At 47.4% G+C, this 15347-nt stretch carries 15 protein-coding genes and 1 pseudogene; 6 read left to right on the top strand and 10 right to left on the bottom strand.

Going from position 1 to position 15347, the window contains the following annotated elements; all coding sequences use genetic code 11:
- Nucleotides 1-7 precede the first annotated feature (7 nt).
- Both astA and CEW91_RS01490 read right to left on the bottom strand, forming a co-directional pair.
- Complete coding sequence (astA, locus tag CEW91_RS01495) at nt 8-1033, bottom strand: arginine N-succinyltransferase (protein ID WP_088767366.1); 1026 nt, start codon at nt 1031-1033, stop codon at nt 8-10.
- A gap of 16 nt (nt 1034-1049) precedes the next feature.
- A complete protein-coding gene (locus tag CEW91_RS01490; protein ID WP_198400893.1) occupies nt 1050-2252 on the bottom strand; it encodes an aspartate aminotransferase family protein in 1203 nt (400 codons plus the stop codon).
- A gap of 336 nt (nt 2253-2588) precedes the next feature.
- Here CEW91_RS01490 and CEW91_RS01485 point away from each other — a divergent pair, with 336 nt between their 5' ends.
- Nucleotides 2589-3293, top strand: coding sequence for a flagellar brake domain-containing protein (locus tag CEW91_RS01485; RefSeq protein ID WP_088767364.1), 705 nt, complete (start codon nt 2589-2591; stop codon nt 3291-3293).
- Here CEW91_RS01485 and CEW91_RS01480 read toward each other — a convergent pair.
- From CEW91_RS01480 to rpe, 4 genes are all read right to left on the bottom strand, one after another.
- Complete coding sequence (locus CEW91_RS01480) at nt 3290-4462, bottom strand: HDOD domain-containing protein (RefSeq protein ID WP_088767363.1); 1173 nt, start codon at nt 4460-4462, stop codon at nt 3290-3292. The two genes, CEW91_RS01485 and CEW91_RS01480, sit on opposite strands and share 4 nt — an antisense overlap.
- Before the next feature lie 69 nt (nt 4463-4531).
- The gene (locus tag CEW91_RS01475; RefSeq protein ID WP_088767362.1) at nt 4532-5113 is read right to left on the bottom strand and encodes an anthranilate synthase component II; all 582 of its coding nucleotides are present in this window, start codon (nt 5111-5113) and stop codon (nt 4532-4534) included.
- A 9-nt stretch (nt 5114-5122) separates the two neighbouring features.
- Nucleotides 5123-6133, bottom strand: a complete 1011-nt coding sequence (trpS, locus tag CEW91_RS01470) for a tryptophan--tRNA ligase (RefSeq protein ID WP_088767361.1) — start codon at nt 6131-6133, stop codon at nt 5123-5125.
- 14 nt (nt 6134-6147) lie between these two features.
- The gene (gene rpe, locus CEW91_RS01465) at nt 6148-6822 is read right to left on the bottom strand and encodes a ribulose-phosphate 3-epimerase (RefSeq protein WP_088767360.1); all 675 of its coding nucleotides are present in this window, start codon (nt 6820-6822) and stop codon (nt 6148-6150) included.
- A 134-nt stretch (nt 6823-6956) separates the two neighbouring features.
- Between rpe and CEW91_RS01460 the strand changes: the two genes are divergently transcribed.
- Nucleotides 6957-7259, top strand: a complete 303-nt coding sequence (locus CEW91_RS01460; protein ID WP_088767359.1) for a hypothetical protein — start codon at nt 6957-6959, stop codon at nt 7257-7259.
- An 11-nt stretch (nt 7260-7270) separates the two neighbouring features.
- Nucleotides 7271-7492: a DUF2970 domain-containing protein gene (locus CEW91_RS01455; protein WP_088767358.1), complete on the top strand. Its 222-nt coding sequence runs from the start codon at nt 7271-7273 to the stop codon at nt 7490-7492.
- Nucleotides 7493-7658: 166 nt separating this feature from the next.
- Here CEW91_RS01455 and prlC read toward each other — a convergent pair whose 3' ends face one another.
- Nucleotides 7659-9701 (bottom strand): oligopeptidase A, encoded by a 2043-nt coding sequence (prlC, locus tag CEW91_RS01450; RefSeq protein ID WP_088767357.1) that lies wholly within the window; start codon nt 9699-9701, stop codon nt 7659-7661.
- 134 nt (nt 9702-9835) lie between these two features.
- Here prlC and CEW91_RS01445 point away from each other — a divergent pair, with 134 nt between their 5' ends.
- Complete coding sequence (locus tag CEW91_RS01445) at nt 9836-12136, top strand: S9 family peptidase (RefSeq protein ID WP_088767356.1); 2301 nt, start codon at nt 9836-9838, stop codon at nt 12134-12136.
- Nucleotides 12137-12274: 138 nt separating this feature from the next.
- On the top strand, nt 12275-13627 hold the full coding sequence (gorA, locus tag CEW91_RS01440; RefSeq protein WP_088767355.1) for a glutathione-disulfide reductase: 1353 nt from the start codon (nt 12275-12277) through the stop codon (nt 13625-13627).
- Between the two features lie 134 nt (nt 13628-13761).
- Here gorA and CEW91_RS01435 read toward each other — a convergent pair whose 3' ends face one another.
- The 3 genes and pseudogenes from CEW91_RS01435 to CEW91_RS01425 form a co-directional block, all read right to left on the bottom strand.
- The gene (locus CEW91_RS01435; RefSeq protein ID WP_269766168.1) at nt 13762-14175 is read right to left on the bottom strand and encodes a type II toxin-antitoxin system HicB family antitoxin; all 414 of its coding nucleotides are present in this window, start codon (nt 14173-14175) and stop codon (nt 13762-13764) included.
- Between the two features lie 19 nt (nt 14176-14194).
- Nucleotides 14195-14380, bottom strand: a complete 186-nt coding sequence (locus CEW91_RS12485; RefSeq protein ID WP_088767353.1) for a type II toxin-antitoxin system HicA family toxin — start codon at nt 14378-14380, stop codon at nt 14195-14197.
- 173 nt (nt 14381-14553) lie between these two features.
- Nucleotides 14554-14676 (bottom strand): annotated as a pseudogene (locus CEW91_RS01425) (YnfA family protein); the annotation flags it as partial.
- A 25-nt stretch (nt 14677-14701) separates the two neighbouring features.
- Here CEW91_RS01425 and CEW91_RS01420 point away from each other — a divergent pair.
- Nucleotides 14702-15325: a hypothetical protein gene (locus CEW91_RS01420; RefSeq protein ID WP_088767352.1), complete on the top strand. Its 624-nt coding sequence runs from the start codon at nt 14702-14704 to the stop codon at nt 15323-15325.
- The last annotated feature ends 22 nt before the right edge of the window (nt 15326-15347 follow it).

The raw sequence follows: 15347 nt of genomic DNA, 5'->3' as shown, positions 1-15347 counted from the left end.
CTCCTGCTTAAAGTGCGACAATTCGAACGTCGTCGCCGTCACTTAAATGCATTTTTTCGGCTTGCTCGTTATCGAGAATCAGCTCATCTGCGCCTTCTGTTAACAACAGTTTGGTGGCTCGAAAGTTTTCAAGCTGAGTATTGCAGACAATATGTGGCACCGCTGCTTCAACTTCAGGCACTTGTTCTTTAACACTCACGGTTACCACTTTGCTGTTTCTTACACTGTTTAAGTTGCAGACCTCGGCTTCTACCGTTGGACCCGCATCAAAAATATCGACAAAGCCACGGAAACGGAAACCTTCCGATTCCAGCAACTTAAGTGCTGGTCGCGTGTTGTCGTGCACTTTCCCAATAACCGCTTGTGCTTCATCACTCAACAAGTTCGTGTAAATTGGAAAGCGTGGCATCAGCTCAGCAATAAAGGTTTTATCGCCAATACCGCTTAGGTAATCCGCTTTTGGAAAATCCATGGAAAAGAAATTATCTTCCAACCAGGTCCAAAACGGTGAATCGCCATTGTCGTCGGAAACCCCACGCATTTCTGCAATCACCCAGTCGCTAAAACGCTGCTTAAACTGAGCCAAAAACAACATACGGAAACGCGACAACGTGCGACCGTTCATGTTGTGACGATAGGGTTCGCGCAAGAACAAAGTGCACAACTCTGACACACCCGTGTAGTCGTTACACAAGGTCAACGTTTCCAATGCATTATAGATATTAAGTTTTTCTGAATGATGCACGACTTTACCGAGACGGTAATGCCAAAATGCTTCATCCAGACCCACCGCAGCTTCAATACCACTCACACCCGCGATGGTTCCGGTTTCGGTGTCTTCCATCACAAATAGGTAACTTTCGTCACCCGGTGTTTCGACGTTCTCTTTTCGAAAAGCCTTTTGGGCACGATCAATACGGCGCTCTAATAGCGACTGGTCAACGGGCAACGAGGTAAACCCGTGACCCGACTCAATCGCACACTGATACAACGCTTCGTAATCTGACGGCTTAATGGGTCTGATTAGCAACATAAAAACGCCTCAGTAATTAACCAGCAACCTGAGCAACGGCTTTTTCAAAGCGTTGCAGGCCTTCTTTGATATCGTCTTCAGAGATGATGAGCGATGGGGTAAAACGTACAACGTTTGCCCCCGCTACCAATACCATCACGCCGTGCTCTTGTCCCGCTAACAAGAACTCACGTGCTTTACCTTCATATTGCCCGTTGAGCGCCGCGCCCAGCAACAAGCCCTGGCCACGAACTTCACTGAAGACATTGTACTTTTCATTGATGCGCTGCAGTTCTTCTTTGAAAAGCTGCTCGCGTTTTTTAACGCCGTCCAACGTTTCTTTGGTGTTCACAATATCGAATACCGCTTCAGAAACAGCACAAGCTAACGGGTTACCACCATAAGTACTGCCATGCGTTCCTGGTTTCAGGTGCTCTGCAATTTCTTTAGTCGTTAACATAGCGCCAATTGGGAAACCGCCGCCCAATGCTTTAGCAGAAGTTAAAATGTCAGGTGTTACGCCTAACTGCTCGTAAGCGTAAAGTGTGCCGGTACGGCCAAAACCCGTTTGAACTTCGTCGAAAATAAGCAGTGCGTTATTCTCGTCACACAATTCACGCACCGTTTTCACGAACTCAACGTCTGGCGCTACTACACCACCTTCACCCTGCAGCGGCTCCATCATAACGGCACACGTGTCGTCAGAAATAAGTGCTTTCAACGCTTCAGCATCGTTATAGTCAACGTGTTCAACAGCGCCTGGTTTTGGACCAAAGCCGTCTGAGTAGGCCGGTTGACCACCAACGGTTACCGTAAAGAAAGTACGACCGTGGAAACCTTTAGTAAAAGCAATAATTTTTTGCTTATGCTCGCCGTGCTTTTCAATGGCCCAGCGACGCGCCAGCTTAAGTGCCGCTTCGTTGGCTTCTGCGCCAGAGTTTGCGTAGTAAACACGGTCAGCAAAAGTAGCGTCTGTTAATTTTTTAGCCAAGCGGATAGCCGGCTCATTAGTAAATACGTTACTTAAGTGCCACAACTTTTGGCTTTGCTCTTGCAACGCTGACACCATTGCCGGGTGACAATGACCTAAACAGTTAACAGCAATACCGCCGGCAAAATCCACATACTCGCGACCGTCTTGATCCCACACTCGGGCGCCTTCGCCTTTAACTGGGATCATTGACGCTGGGTTGTAGTTTGGAACCATAACGTCGTTAAACATTTCGCGATTTACTGCCATTTTGTCTGTCATTACTCTCGTCCTTATCGCTCATGCGAATTAACAAAGGTGTCAACAAATGAATGTCTTGAAAAGGGCGCTATTATGCCAAAATTTGACCAGCTTGTCTGTGTTAATTCCTTTCAAACCCCTTTTCATATCAGCATTTGGGAATTTATTGCGTTTTAACTGAATAGTTATGCTTAAGCGCGAATAGTGGCTGAATCTTTACTCACACTTTTTTCTTTAAGTTTCGTGTTGTAAAACTTATTAACAACTCTTTATCATGAATTACATTGCTTTTTGTTCGTTCTTCTTTTAGCCTGAAACTAGTCCTATACAACTTCGGCAGAGGCTATGGAAAAAGAAACACCGACAATACCAGAATCATCTCAGCCCCATATGAAGTTAAATTACTTACGTCCGGGCGATATGATCGACGTTGAGTTTGCATCTGCCACCAAAGTACGCACGAAACTCCAGCTTATCGGTTTTGACAGCGGCCGCTACTTATTGTTGAAGCAACCCAACCCCAAAATCGATGGGAGCTATGTTGACGTTTTGTATGAAGGAAACCCGGTTATTGTTCGTTTGGTTCTGGAAGGTGAAGCTGGTGAGTGCATTGCCTTTAAAAGTAAAATACGAGCGGTAACCAACTTTCCTTTTCGACTCGTTTACCTTGACTACCCTAAAGAAGTTGAACAGCGCGCGCTGCGGGCTCAAAAGCGCGTCAGCACCCACATCCCCGTTGATGTTACCTCAGCAGCCGCTCAACCGGGAGAGCGTAAAAAGCTTGCCAGCGGTGTCATTGTCGATATTTCCTCAGCAGGTTGCAGAATACTCTTTAAAGCTCAAAACGCTGCAGGCAATGTGACGCACATGAATATCAAGGTGAACATTGGCTCAGGGTCGCAAAGAGAGCCGTTGACACTGTCCGGCCAAATTATGAACCAGCGTAAAGAAGTGGGCCGAATCGGTATTGGTGTTCGTTTTACCGACCCGGAAGAGCATATAACAGAAGTGTTTAGTCATCTGCTCATTGACACCGACTTCGAATGTTAGTCAGGAACAATGATTGGCGGACGTTTTAAACTCACGTTATTTAGCCGGGCGAGCGTTTCCGCCGACACCGAATACTTGTTCAATATGTGCTTACCTTCTTCCAGACTCGCTAAGTCGACTTCCCGCATCATGCGGAATTCACAATAAGCGTTTGCCTGGGCTAATACCTCAGCATACTCGGAATCATAGTGAGGTGTTGTTCTGTCTGCCTGGGTAAAATCGAGCAAATGCTTGCTAACTGGTACCCGCTTCAACCCCCAGCCTTCGGCGACTAAATAACTCACTTCTTTATCTTTCTCTAACATCAAGTCACGCAAAAAACGCTCGTCCGGCGTTAACTGAACAAGCGCATTATGTCGTTCCGGCGACTTGTCATTAACTGAGGCCATCGCGAACTCACGCTGCACGTCATCAAACAGCTTCAAGTACAGTTTAGTTAGCGCGATTTTGCCCAGCTCATGGAACATCCCCATGGTGTAAGCCAAAATCGGATCTTTTAACTTTCTTTCCACCGCAATGTTATGAGCCGCTATGCTGGTACCCAGTGAATGCTCCCAAACTTTTCTGCGAAACAACGTAAACGGCTGTGTCGACGGCGGTAACCAGTTCTGCATAATGTAAGCCGGTGCCAGTAGCCGAAGGTTCTCGGTACCCACAAAACTCATCGCCACCCGCAAGTTATCAAGTTTTACCTGCTTGTTACGATCAATAAACGGTGGTTGATTAACGGTACGCAGCAAGCCAGTATGAAACCAGTCCATACCCTGCACGATAGATTCAATACGACGCATTGAAGCGGCTTTCAGACTGAGGGTATCGAGAAGTTCAGGCAGCTTTTCCGGAAGAGGGATTAACCGCTCGCGAACATAGTCACCGTCTTCAATCGTATTCAAGGCACGGTGATAAATTTCCTCATGCAGTTCTGCTGAAATTGTATCTGAAAAACGCTGGCGTGCTTGCGCCTTTCTGTCACGCTCTTCGTAATTTAGGCGCTCTACCTCAAGTAATTGACGACGCTGCTCCTTCTCCTCATCTTCAATACCATCAGCTTTAGAACGGGCTTTGCGCGCAAACGGAAAACTAATGAGATAGTTAATAAACCGTTTCTCAAGCCGCAATGCGGGGTCTTTACTGCCACCTTCCGTGGTATTTGAAAAAAAATGAAACATCAATGCTCGCCTATGAGGTTATTACTGACTTAAGTATCGGCAATTTTGGGGGGAAGCAACAGTTACCAATCATCGTATATAACGTAAAAAATTCGCTAACAGATTATGTCCCTGCTTAGTCATTACCGATTCGGGATGAAACTGAACCCCGAAAAGTGGCAGTGTCTTATGTCGAATCGCCATAATCTCCCGCTGCCCCGTTACGCTTTTGGTTTCGGCATCAACAATAAATGCTTGAGATAAGGTATTCGGCGCAACAACCAGTGAGTGATATCGCGTCACGTCCATGGGGGTAGGTAACCCCTCGAACAGCCCTTGGCCTGTATGCATCAGGCTAGACACTTTGCCGTGCATTACTCGTTCCGCACGAACAACGGTTGAACCAAACACTTGAGCTAATGCCTGATGTCCCAGGCAGACACCCAATATGGGAAGCCTGTCTTTAAAGGCTGCAATGGCTTCCAAAGAAACTCCAGACTCGTCGGGCGTGCATGGTCCCGGAGAAATAACGAGAGCCTCTGGGTTTAAGCGCTCAATGTCTGCTACGCTAATTTCATTATTGCGGAAAACCTCAACCGACTCGCCCAGCTCGCAAAAATAGCGAGCCAGGTTATGAGTAAAAGAATCAAAGTTATCAATGAGTACAATCATGTACCGGCATTACGCCTCTGGGTAAGGTACAAATCCAACGGCGTTATAAACATCTTTTAAAGTTTTAGCGGCAGCTTCGCGTGCTTTATCGGCGCCTTGTTTCATAACACTTTGCAAGAATGCCTGATCATTGCGCATCTCATGGTAACGTTGCTGAACAGGCTCTAGCATAGCAACCACTGACTCCGCCACATCCACTTTCAAGTGCCCGTACATTTTGTCTTCATACTCAGGCACTAACTCGTCTATCGACTTACCTGTTGCGGCAGACATAATGCTCAGTAAATTAGATACGCCAGGCTTTTCAGTTGGATCAAAGTAAATACGCGCCTGTTCATCCGAGTCAGTCACCGCTTTCTTAATTTTCTTAAGGATTTTCTTCGGCTCTTCCAATAGACCCACAAAGTTGTTCGGGTTGTCATCCGACTTAGACATTTTTTTAGTTGGGTCTTGCAGCGACATAACCCGCGCGCCCACTTTCGGAATCATAGGCTCAGGAATCGTAAAAATATCACCGTACAAATTATTGAAACGCTCTGCGACATTACGCGTCATTTCCAGGTGTTGCTTTTGGTCGTCACCCACCGGCACTTCATTTGCCTGATACAACAAAATATCAGCCGCCATTAATGCGGGGTAGGTGAACAAGCCCGCATTAATATTATTCGCATGACGCTGCGACTTGTCTTTAAACTGAGTCATGCGGTTCAGCTCGCCCATTTGCGTGTAGCAGTTCAACACCCAGGCCAACTGTGCATGCTCCGGTACGTGCGACTGAATAAATACGGTGCTTTTCTCAGGGTCTAAGCCGCACGCCAAATAAAGCGCTAAACCGTCTAACGTCGCCTGCTGCAGTTGCTCAGGCTCCTGCCGAACGGTTATTGCATGCTGATCAACGAGCATAAACTTACAGTCATGCGTGTCCTGCATATTCACCCACTGACGCAACGCACCAATGTAGTTTCCAATAGATAACTGCCCTGACGGCTGACAACCACTTAATACAATTGGTTTCGACATTCTTCTTCTTTCCTCTACGAGCCTGTTACTGCAGCAATTTCATCACGCATGGTCTGTATGACACTGGCATAATCATCCGCATTAAAAATAGCCGAACCTGCCACAAACATATCTGCGCCCGCTTCTGCTATTTCACCAATATTTGAAACTTTGACACCGCCGTCCACTTCTAAACGAATATCACGACCACTGTCATTAATTCGCTTGCGCACCGCTTTGAGCTTATCTAACGTTGATGGAATAAACGACTGACCACCGAAACCTGGGTTTACCGACATCAGCAAAATCACATCAAGCTTGTCCATAACATGATCTAAATAGTGTAAGGGAGTCGCCGGATTCAAAACTAAACCCGCTTGACAGCCATGCTCATGGATTATCTGCAATGTGCGATCAACATGCTCAGACGCTTCCGGATGAAAAGTGATGATAGAAGCGCCGGCCTTCGCAAAGTCGGGGATGATTCTATCCACCGGCTTTACCATTAGGTGCACGTCGATAGGCGCTTCAATGCCATAGTCCCGCAATGCCTTGCACACCATCGGACCAATGGTCAGATTCGGCACATAATGATTGTCCATTACATCGAAGTGGACAACATCGGCGCCAGCATTTAATACGGACTCAACTTCTTCACCTAAACGCGCAAAATCTGCGGACAGAATAGAAGGGGCAATTAAAGGCTTCATCGTTATTTATCCCAAGGTGTCAAAAGTGGCGGCTATTGTAGCAGCTAACCGAAGACAAAAAAATTCGTATCGATGACTAGAATTTTTACAAAATCGCTGATAAATTGTTCAGTCTAATGCTTTTGGGAGATGTTATGCGCTTATCTATAGTTACTCTATCACTGACACTGATGGCTCTTGCCTCAGTTGCAGCGGTAACGCCTAGCACTCTGTTTGCCCAGCAAAATGCCACTCAACAATGCCAACAACTCCTTGCCGGCAGTGAAAATAATCAGTTGAAAAAAGAATGTGAACTGGCCGCAGAGGAAGTCACCTGGGGTGACTGGCTAAAAGGCCACAGTCGTTCAGTGCAGTTCCACTTCTTCGACTTGATAGAGCTTTTTTCAAGCTCTAGCGATACTCAAAAAGAACGTTACAAAAACAACTACTCCCGTTAAGACGTATATTCATGTCTGAACAGCAGGAAAACACCCAACAAAAACCCGGTTTTATTAGCATGGTTGTCAGCGTACTGGCGGCGTTTCTGGGTGTGCAAACCGAGAAAAATCGGCATCGCGACTTTCAACATGGAAACCCCAAAGCCTATATCATCATTGGCGTTGTTTTGACCATTCTATTTGTTTTAGGTCTGGTTGGCATTGTAAATCTGGTCATGGCATCCGCTGCATAACATTAGGGGCGTAGCCTGATGCTATTGCATCAGGTGAGATCTATGGGCTTTAAAGAAAGTCTCAATTATTGAGCATTGGCACAAGTGGCCATACCGCACCTGACGTAAATAACGTCAGGCTACGGCGTCCTCATGAAGAACTCTCATAGCCTCAGCGCCCCAATAGTTAGGTAGCCTTGATGCCACTATGACGTAACAGCGGTTCCACGCTGGGCTCTCGACCACGGAATTCCTGAAATAAGTCAGCGGCTTTACGGCTGCCACCGCGCTCCAAAATCACTTGCAGGAAGTCGCGTCCGGTGGAGGCACTGAAAATGCCTTCTTCTTCAAAGCGTGCGAACGCGTCCGACGACAACACTTCTGCCCATTTGTAACTGTAGTAACCCGCAGCATAACCGCCGGCAAAAATGTGACCAAAGCTGTGCTGAAAGCGATTGTACTCCGGCGGAATACGTACAGAGGTCTGCTCGCGAACTTCACTCAAAATCTCGCTGATTCGTGCGCCTTTGCTTTCATCAAACTCGTGGTGAATGCGCATATCAAACAGCGAAAACTCTAACTGACGCATCATTTGCATGGCCGACTGGTAATTACGCGCCGCCAGCATTTTATCCAGTAATTCTTGCGGTAATGGTTCACCGGTTTCATAGTGGCCAGAAATAAGCGCTAACGCTTCAGGTTCCCAACACCAGTTTTCTAAAAACTGGCTTGGCAGCTCTACTGCGTCCCACTCAACACCGTTAATACCAGAAAGCCCTGCCGTATCGACCTGCGTCAGCATATGGTGCAGACCATGGCCAAACTCATGGAATAACGTCAGTACTTCGTCATGAGTAAAGAGCGCAGGCTTACCGCCCACAGGTTTGCTGAAGTTACAGGTTAAAAACGCCACCGGGTTTTGTAGCTCGCCATTGGCATGAACCCGCCGCCCAACAAAGTCTGCCATCCAGGCGCCGCCGCGTTTACCCTGGCGGGCATACAGGTCTAAATAAAAGCTGCCACGCAAGTGACCGTCGGCGTCGTGAATGCGGAAAAACCGCACATTCTCATGCCAGGTTTTCACGTCTTTTTGTTCACTCACCGTCATGCCGAATAAACGCTTAACCACTTCAAATAAGCCGTTTAATACCTGCTGCTCGGGGAAGTACGGACGCAGTAACTCATCGGAAATGGAATAACGCTGTTGCTTCAGTTGCTCACTGAAATACGGCACGTCCCAGGCTTCCATTTTGTCGACGCCCTGCTCTTTGGCAAAAGCTTCCACCTCAGCGTATTCTTCTTTTGCCTGCAGCATAGATTTGTCGGCTAAATCTTTTACAAAGCCCAGCACTTGCTCTGGTGATTCTGCCATTTTCGTCGCTAATGACATTTCGGCGAAGTCATTAAAGCCAAGCAACTTTGCCATTTCATGACGCAAAGCCAGGGTCTCATCCATAACCGTAGAGTTATCGAACTTACCGCCGTTAGGGCCAGTTTCAGAAGCCCGCGTCACAAAGGCCTGATACATGTCTTTGCGAAGTTCTCTGTCTTCGGCATACAGCATCACCGGTAGGTAGCTCGGAATATCCAGAGTAAATAACCAACCTTCTTTTTCCTGATCAGCCGCTGTTTCTTTCGCCGCTTCTTTAATGCTTTCAGGCAGTCCGGCTAAGCGACTTTCGTCCGTAATTAAGCAAGTCCAGGCGTGAGTCGCATCCAGCAAGTTGTTGCTGAACGTCGACGACAAGTCAGATAGGCGAGACGAAATTTCAGCGTAGCGTTTCTTTTTGTCCGCAGGTAAATCGACACCCGACAAACGAAAATCACGCAAGGTATCGTTAATGAGCTTCTGCTGAGCTTCGGTCAGTTCGGCAAATTCATCACTGTTACGCAGCGTTTCATAGGCATCAAACAGGCCTTTGTGCTGACCCACATAAGTTGCATAGTCAGACAACAACGGCAGGCAGCTGTCATGGGCTTCACGCAACTCAGGCGTGCTGACCACCGAGTTTAAATGCGACACCGGCGCCCACACGTGCTCTAACTTTTCATCGGCGTCGGTTAACGGTTCAATTAAGCCGTTCCAGCTGAAGTCTTCTCGCGCCAGCACGTCGTCAATCGTTTGTCGCGCATCATTAATACATTGTTCTACCGCAGGTTTTACATGCTCTGGCTTAATGCTTTCAAAGTCAGGAAGCTGACCCTGTTCAAGTAAGGGGTTCTGGCTCATTATTACCTCAATTTTTTCAAAATGCTTACGGTAGATATTGGGACTTTCCGCTAGTCTTCAAGCGAGTCCCATGGTTTCTTCTCGTATTTACGGTATTATTCCGTTGTTAATTATTCAGAATAAAGGTAAATGTCATGTCTGACACCTCTTTTCGAACATTACGCCTAGTCGCTGGTGCGGCGGCTTTTATGGCGCTAAGTGCTTGTAGTAGCTTCGACAGCGAACAAGCATCCGACGACACCGCGCAAACAGACGTTGTCGGTAGTCATCAGTTAACACATGAAAAAATCTTTGCCAGCGACACCTTTAACGTTGAGCGCCCCGCGCCGACACGCTGGCTGGAAGACGGCTCAGGCTATACCACTCTGGAAAAATCTGACTCAGCCGACGGTCGCGATATTGTGCGTTACCATCCGGAGACTAACGAACGCACCGTGTTAGTCAGCGCTGAGCAACTGACACCAAAGGGCAAAGATAAAGCACTGGATATAGCCGATTACGTCTGGTCTGACGATGGCAATAAAGTGCTTATTTTTACCAATACCAAGCGCTCATGGCGCACCCATACGCTGGGCGATTACTGGGTATTAAACCGCGACAACAATGAACTGAGAAAGCTCGGCGGTAGCGCACCAGAGTCGACGCTGCAGTTTGCCAAGTTTAACCCGCAGGGCACCAAAGTCGCTTATGTGATGCAGAACAACATCTACGTACAGGACTTACACAGCTTCCGCATTACAGCACTGACAAACGATGGCAACGACACCATCGTGAATGGCACTTTCGACTGGGTGAATGAGGAAGAATTCTTCCTGCGTGACGGTTTCCGCTGGAGCCCGGACGGGCAGCACATTGCCTATTGGCAGCTCGATACCGAAGGCACGCCAGTGTTTACCATGATCAATAACACCGACGAACTGTACCCTACGCTTAAAGAGTTTCCTTACCCGAAAGTCGGTGAAACCAACGCCGCTATGCGTATTGGTGTCATGCCGGCCAGTGGTGGTACAACACAGTGGATGGATATTCCCGGTGACCCGCGCCAGCACTATTTGGTACGCATGCAATGGGCCGGTAATAGTGAGCAACTGCTTATACAGCAGCTTACTCGCAAACAACACATTAACCGGGCTTTCATTACCGACATAGATTCAGGCGATGCACAGGAATTATTGCGTGAAAGTACTGACTCGTGGGCCGAGTACGTCGACGACATTCACTTTCTGAATGACGGGCAAGAATTTACCTGGCTAAGTGAGCGCAGTGGCTATCGTCATATTTACCGAGTTTACCGTGACAGTGGTCGCATTAGCGCTATTACCCGCGGCAACTGGGACGTTGTCGATGTTTTGCGTGTTAACGAAGCTGACGGCTGGGTGTACTTTATCGCATCACCTGAAACGCCGTTAGAGCGTTATTTGTTCCGCGCCAGCTTAGACGGCAGTGGTCGCTTAGAGCGTCTGACGCCAGACATGGACGGGACGCACAGCTACAGTATTTCGCAAGACGCCAAATACGCAGAACATACCTTTAGTGCGGTCAATCAGGTACCGGTCACTAAGATGATCTCTCTACCGGACCATAAGGTTATCCGTACGGTCGTTGATAACAATGACGTACAAAAAGCGGTCGAAAACGTCGAGAAACAGCCAGTTGAGTTTTTCCGTGTTGAAGCACGTGATGGACTTGAACTGGATGGCTACATCATGAAGCCGACCGACTTTGACCCGAGCAAAGAATATCCTATTTTGTTCTACGTTTACGGCGAACCATGGGGGCAGACTGTGGCCAATAAATGGGGTGGTTCGTTGTATTTGTGGCACACCATGCTGACACAACAGGGCTATATTGTTGCCTCCATTGATAACCGGGGCACCAAGTCACCACGCGGCTTTGACTGGCGCCGTTCTATCTATAAAAACCTCGGTGTTGTCACTGTACGCGACCAGTACGACGCGCTGCAACAGATGCTGGAGCGCTGGGACTTTATTGATGAAAGTCGCGTTGGTATCTGGGGGCACAGCGGTGGTGGTTCACAAACCCTGAATGCGCTGTTCCGTTACCCGGACGCCTACGACATGGGTATGGCGCTGGCACCGGTGCCCGACTTAACCTTGTACGACACCATTTATCAGGAGCGATACTCTGGGTTATTGCCTGAGTCAGCGGAGCGTTACAAAGAAACCTCGGCGATTACACACGCGGAGAATCTAGAAGGTGACTTATTGTTAGTGCATGGTACTGGTGACGACAACGTTCACTTCCAGGGCAGTGAGCGCTTAGTTAACGAGCTGATTAAGCACGGTAAGCAATTTGAGTTTTTCGCCTACCCGAACCGCTCTCATGGTATTTATGAAGGTGAAGGCACCACCTTACACCTGCGCACCATGATGACCGAGTTCGTGAAAGAGAATTTGCCGGCAGGTGGTCGCTAAGAGCGGTGTTATAAACTGATCTTTCGATTACTGCTATCGGTATAAACAACATGACAACCCCGTGTCTTTATTTGCAAGATACGGGGTTTTTATTCAAGATATGCGCAGTTTTTGAATTAAGCACAGGAGTTAAGCAGTATGAGCAAACATTATGACTATCTGGCGATAGGTGCCGGCAGTGGCGGTATTGCGTCAGCCAACCGTGCCGCCATTCGTGGTGCAAAAGCCGCCGTTATTGAAGCAAAGTTCGTTGGCGGCACCTGCGTAAACGTGGGCTGCGTGCCTAAGAAAGTCATGTGGTATGGCGCTCATATTGCCGAAGCCGTTAAGTACTCACCTTCTTATGGTTTTAACCTGGAACAAAAGGGTTTTGACTGGGCAACTATGGTGAAAAACCGGGAAGCCTACATTGAGCGTATTCACGGAGGCTATCATCGTGGTTTCCAGAGCAATGGTGTTGAGTTCATAGAAGGCTTTGCCAAATTCGTTGACCACCAAACGGTTGAAGTGAATGGCGAAAAAATTACTGCCGAACATATTACCATTGCGACCGGCGGCCGCCCGATGATACCTGAAATCCCGGGTGCTGAGCATGGCATCGATTCTGACGGCTTTTTTGCGTTAACCGAACAACCGAAGAAAGCTGCGGTTGTAGGCGCTGGTTATATCGCCGTTGAAATTGCGGGTGTTTTCCACGCTCTGGGTACGGACACACATTTGCTCGTACGCCGCGACCGCCCGCTGCGCACATTTGACAAAGACATTACTGATGGCTTGCTTGAACGAATGAAGCAGGACGGCCCTGAACTTCATACCGAAACAACGGTGCGTGAAGTCGTAAAACAGGACGACGGGACGCTGACCCTCCACTTTGAAAACGGCAAAACAATGGAAGGCGTGGATTGCCTGGTATGGGCCATTGGCCGCGTTCCTTCTACTGACAACATCAACCTGGAGTGCACCGGTGTTGAGCTCGACAAAGACGGCTTCATTCAAGTCGACAAATTCCAGAACACCAATGTGCAAGGCATTTATGCAGTCGGTGATAACACTGGCGCAGCAGCGCTAACACCCGTCGCGATTAAAGCAGGTCGCCAGTTAGCAGAACGCCTGTTTAACAACATGCCAAACGCGCACATGGACTACGAGAATATTCCTACCGTTGTGTTCAGTCACCCAACCATTGGTACTGTTGGCTTGAGCGAAGAAGACGCCAAACTGAAGTTTGGTGAAGAGAACATTAGTGTGTATAAGTCGTCATTTGCGGCTATGTACAACGCAGTGACACCACACCGGGCGCTCAGCTACTTTAAACTGGTTTGCCACGGCAAAGAAGAAAAAGTGGTGGGCATTCACGGCATTGGCGAAGGCATGGATGAAATTTTACAGGGCTTTGCCACTGCACTGAAAATGGGCGCTACGAAAGCTGACTTAGACTCAACCGTAGCTCTGCACCCGACTAGCGCAGAAGAGTTTGTTACAATGCGCTAGCATGAGAATTTTAAGCCCCCTGGAAGAATCAGGGGGCTTCTTTTCCCAAAGACTGTGTAATTCATTATCCAGAAAGTCATTTTGATGTAATTAAATTCGGTTACATCTGAGAAAGTAACCAAAAACGGTTACTACTAAACCACAGACAAACTCAAGTGCTTACCCATTGCCTCAAGCGCTTTGTTTAGCTTATCGATTTTTGTGTTGTGACCAAGATTAATAATGCGTTGCATCTCTTGTTTCCGAGTGCCCATTCGCCGAGCTAACTCAGCTTGACTAATATGTTCATTAAGCATCGTGTTTAGCAGCAACACCTTAGCCCAAACGCTTGCTGGTACACTAATAACATCCCGTCCATTTGCGTCTGACGGCATAGGGATTTGACGCTGATCTTCAAAATAAAACTCAAACGCCGTAATTAGAGCATCTCTCGCTTCTTCCAGGGCTTCTTCATAAGTATCAGCACAAGTCATTGCCTCTGGGATATCCACAAAGCGAACCATAAACGTGTTGCCATCAGGCTTAATAATTACAGGGTAATTCATCATCAACCTCATTTTGTAACCGCTACTGTCTTTTCTTTAGGCCCAGCTGTTTGATAATTGCACTTCGTAGACCTTCCCCAATTTCTTTTCCAGGATGTCGCGGCATAACGCTTTGCTTCCCCTGAAAGTATAACTTTAAATGGTTCGTTCCCTGCCTAACCTCAACACCCTGCTTTTCAAGCCAGCGTCTGAATGCACTTTGCTTCACATCATCTCCTTGATGTCATGCCTTAAAAGTAATCAAAAATGATTACTTTGTCCAGTTAAATATTCATCCGATGAATCCTAAATTTTACAGAAAAGTGCCGTTAATAAACGGAAGGTAGAGCAACAAAGGTGATATTCTTACGGATAGATAATCGAATAACACATTAGGCTTTCCAACCATGCGCTTCCATCTTTTTTCAACCACGGGTAAGGTAAGTAGCAGCCTACAATTTCAGCAATAGCGGTTATAAAAAACAGTCCAAACGTTTTAGTGACTAACAAAGCAGACGTAGTCAGCGCCTTTCGATAAGGAAATTAAATTATGCGTTCTACTATAAAAGAAATAATGACACACAACACATTCCTCTTCGGTTGCTTCTTAGCTCTTACTCTGCACTCTCTGAGCGTTGCTAATGCCGCACCAATAGAGTCAAAGTGCAGTTATAACAAAGAAAAAATGCTGGAGCTAAGCCCTAGGGAGTTTGATCAAAACTATGAAGAAGGCTGGCCTTCGTTGGTTAAAAATGGTGAATGCCTGGAGCCAGCAGCGGATCTTATCCACCTCTATTACAGTAAGAACAAAGTCTCGGAAGGCGCCATGAGAACATTGGTATGGCACGAAGGGCAACTTCGCGCTGAAGTAGGACAGTATCAACGCGCTATTAAGTTAATGGAGAAATCGACCAAACCTGCCAAACAAGACCATTCCGGATGGAATCATTACGTTAAGGCAACAATCGCGTTTTTAGAATCTGATCTGGATGAACTAAAAGCCCAAAGAGAGAAACTGGCTATGGTTCCAAAACCTGCCGGATTTAACCCCAGAGATGCACAAGGAAACCCTATCGACGTACCTTGGCCGCCTAATTTAAGTATCGTTGATAGCTTTATTCGCTGTTTTGGGCAGACTTACGCTGAGGCCTATGCTGGGTGCACTAGGAACTAGGGCTCAATAGTTGGTAAGCCTA

Source organism: Idiomarina piscisalsi (genome assembly GCF_002211765.1).
In the GTDB taxonomy this organism is placed as follows: domain Bacteria; phylum Pseudomonadota; class Gammaproteobacteria; order Enterobacterales; family Alteromonadaceae; genus Idiomarina; species Idiomarina piscisalsi_A.
Note: the sequence above shows the minus strand (reverse complement) of the source record. Positions and strands in the feature narration are given on the sequence as shown.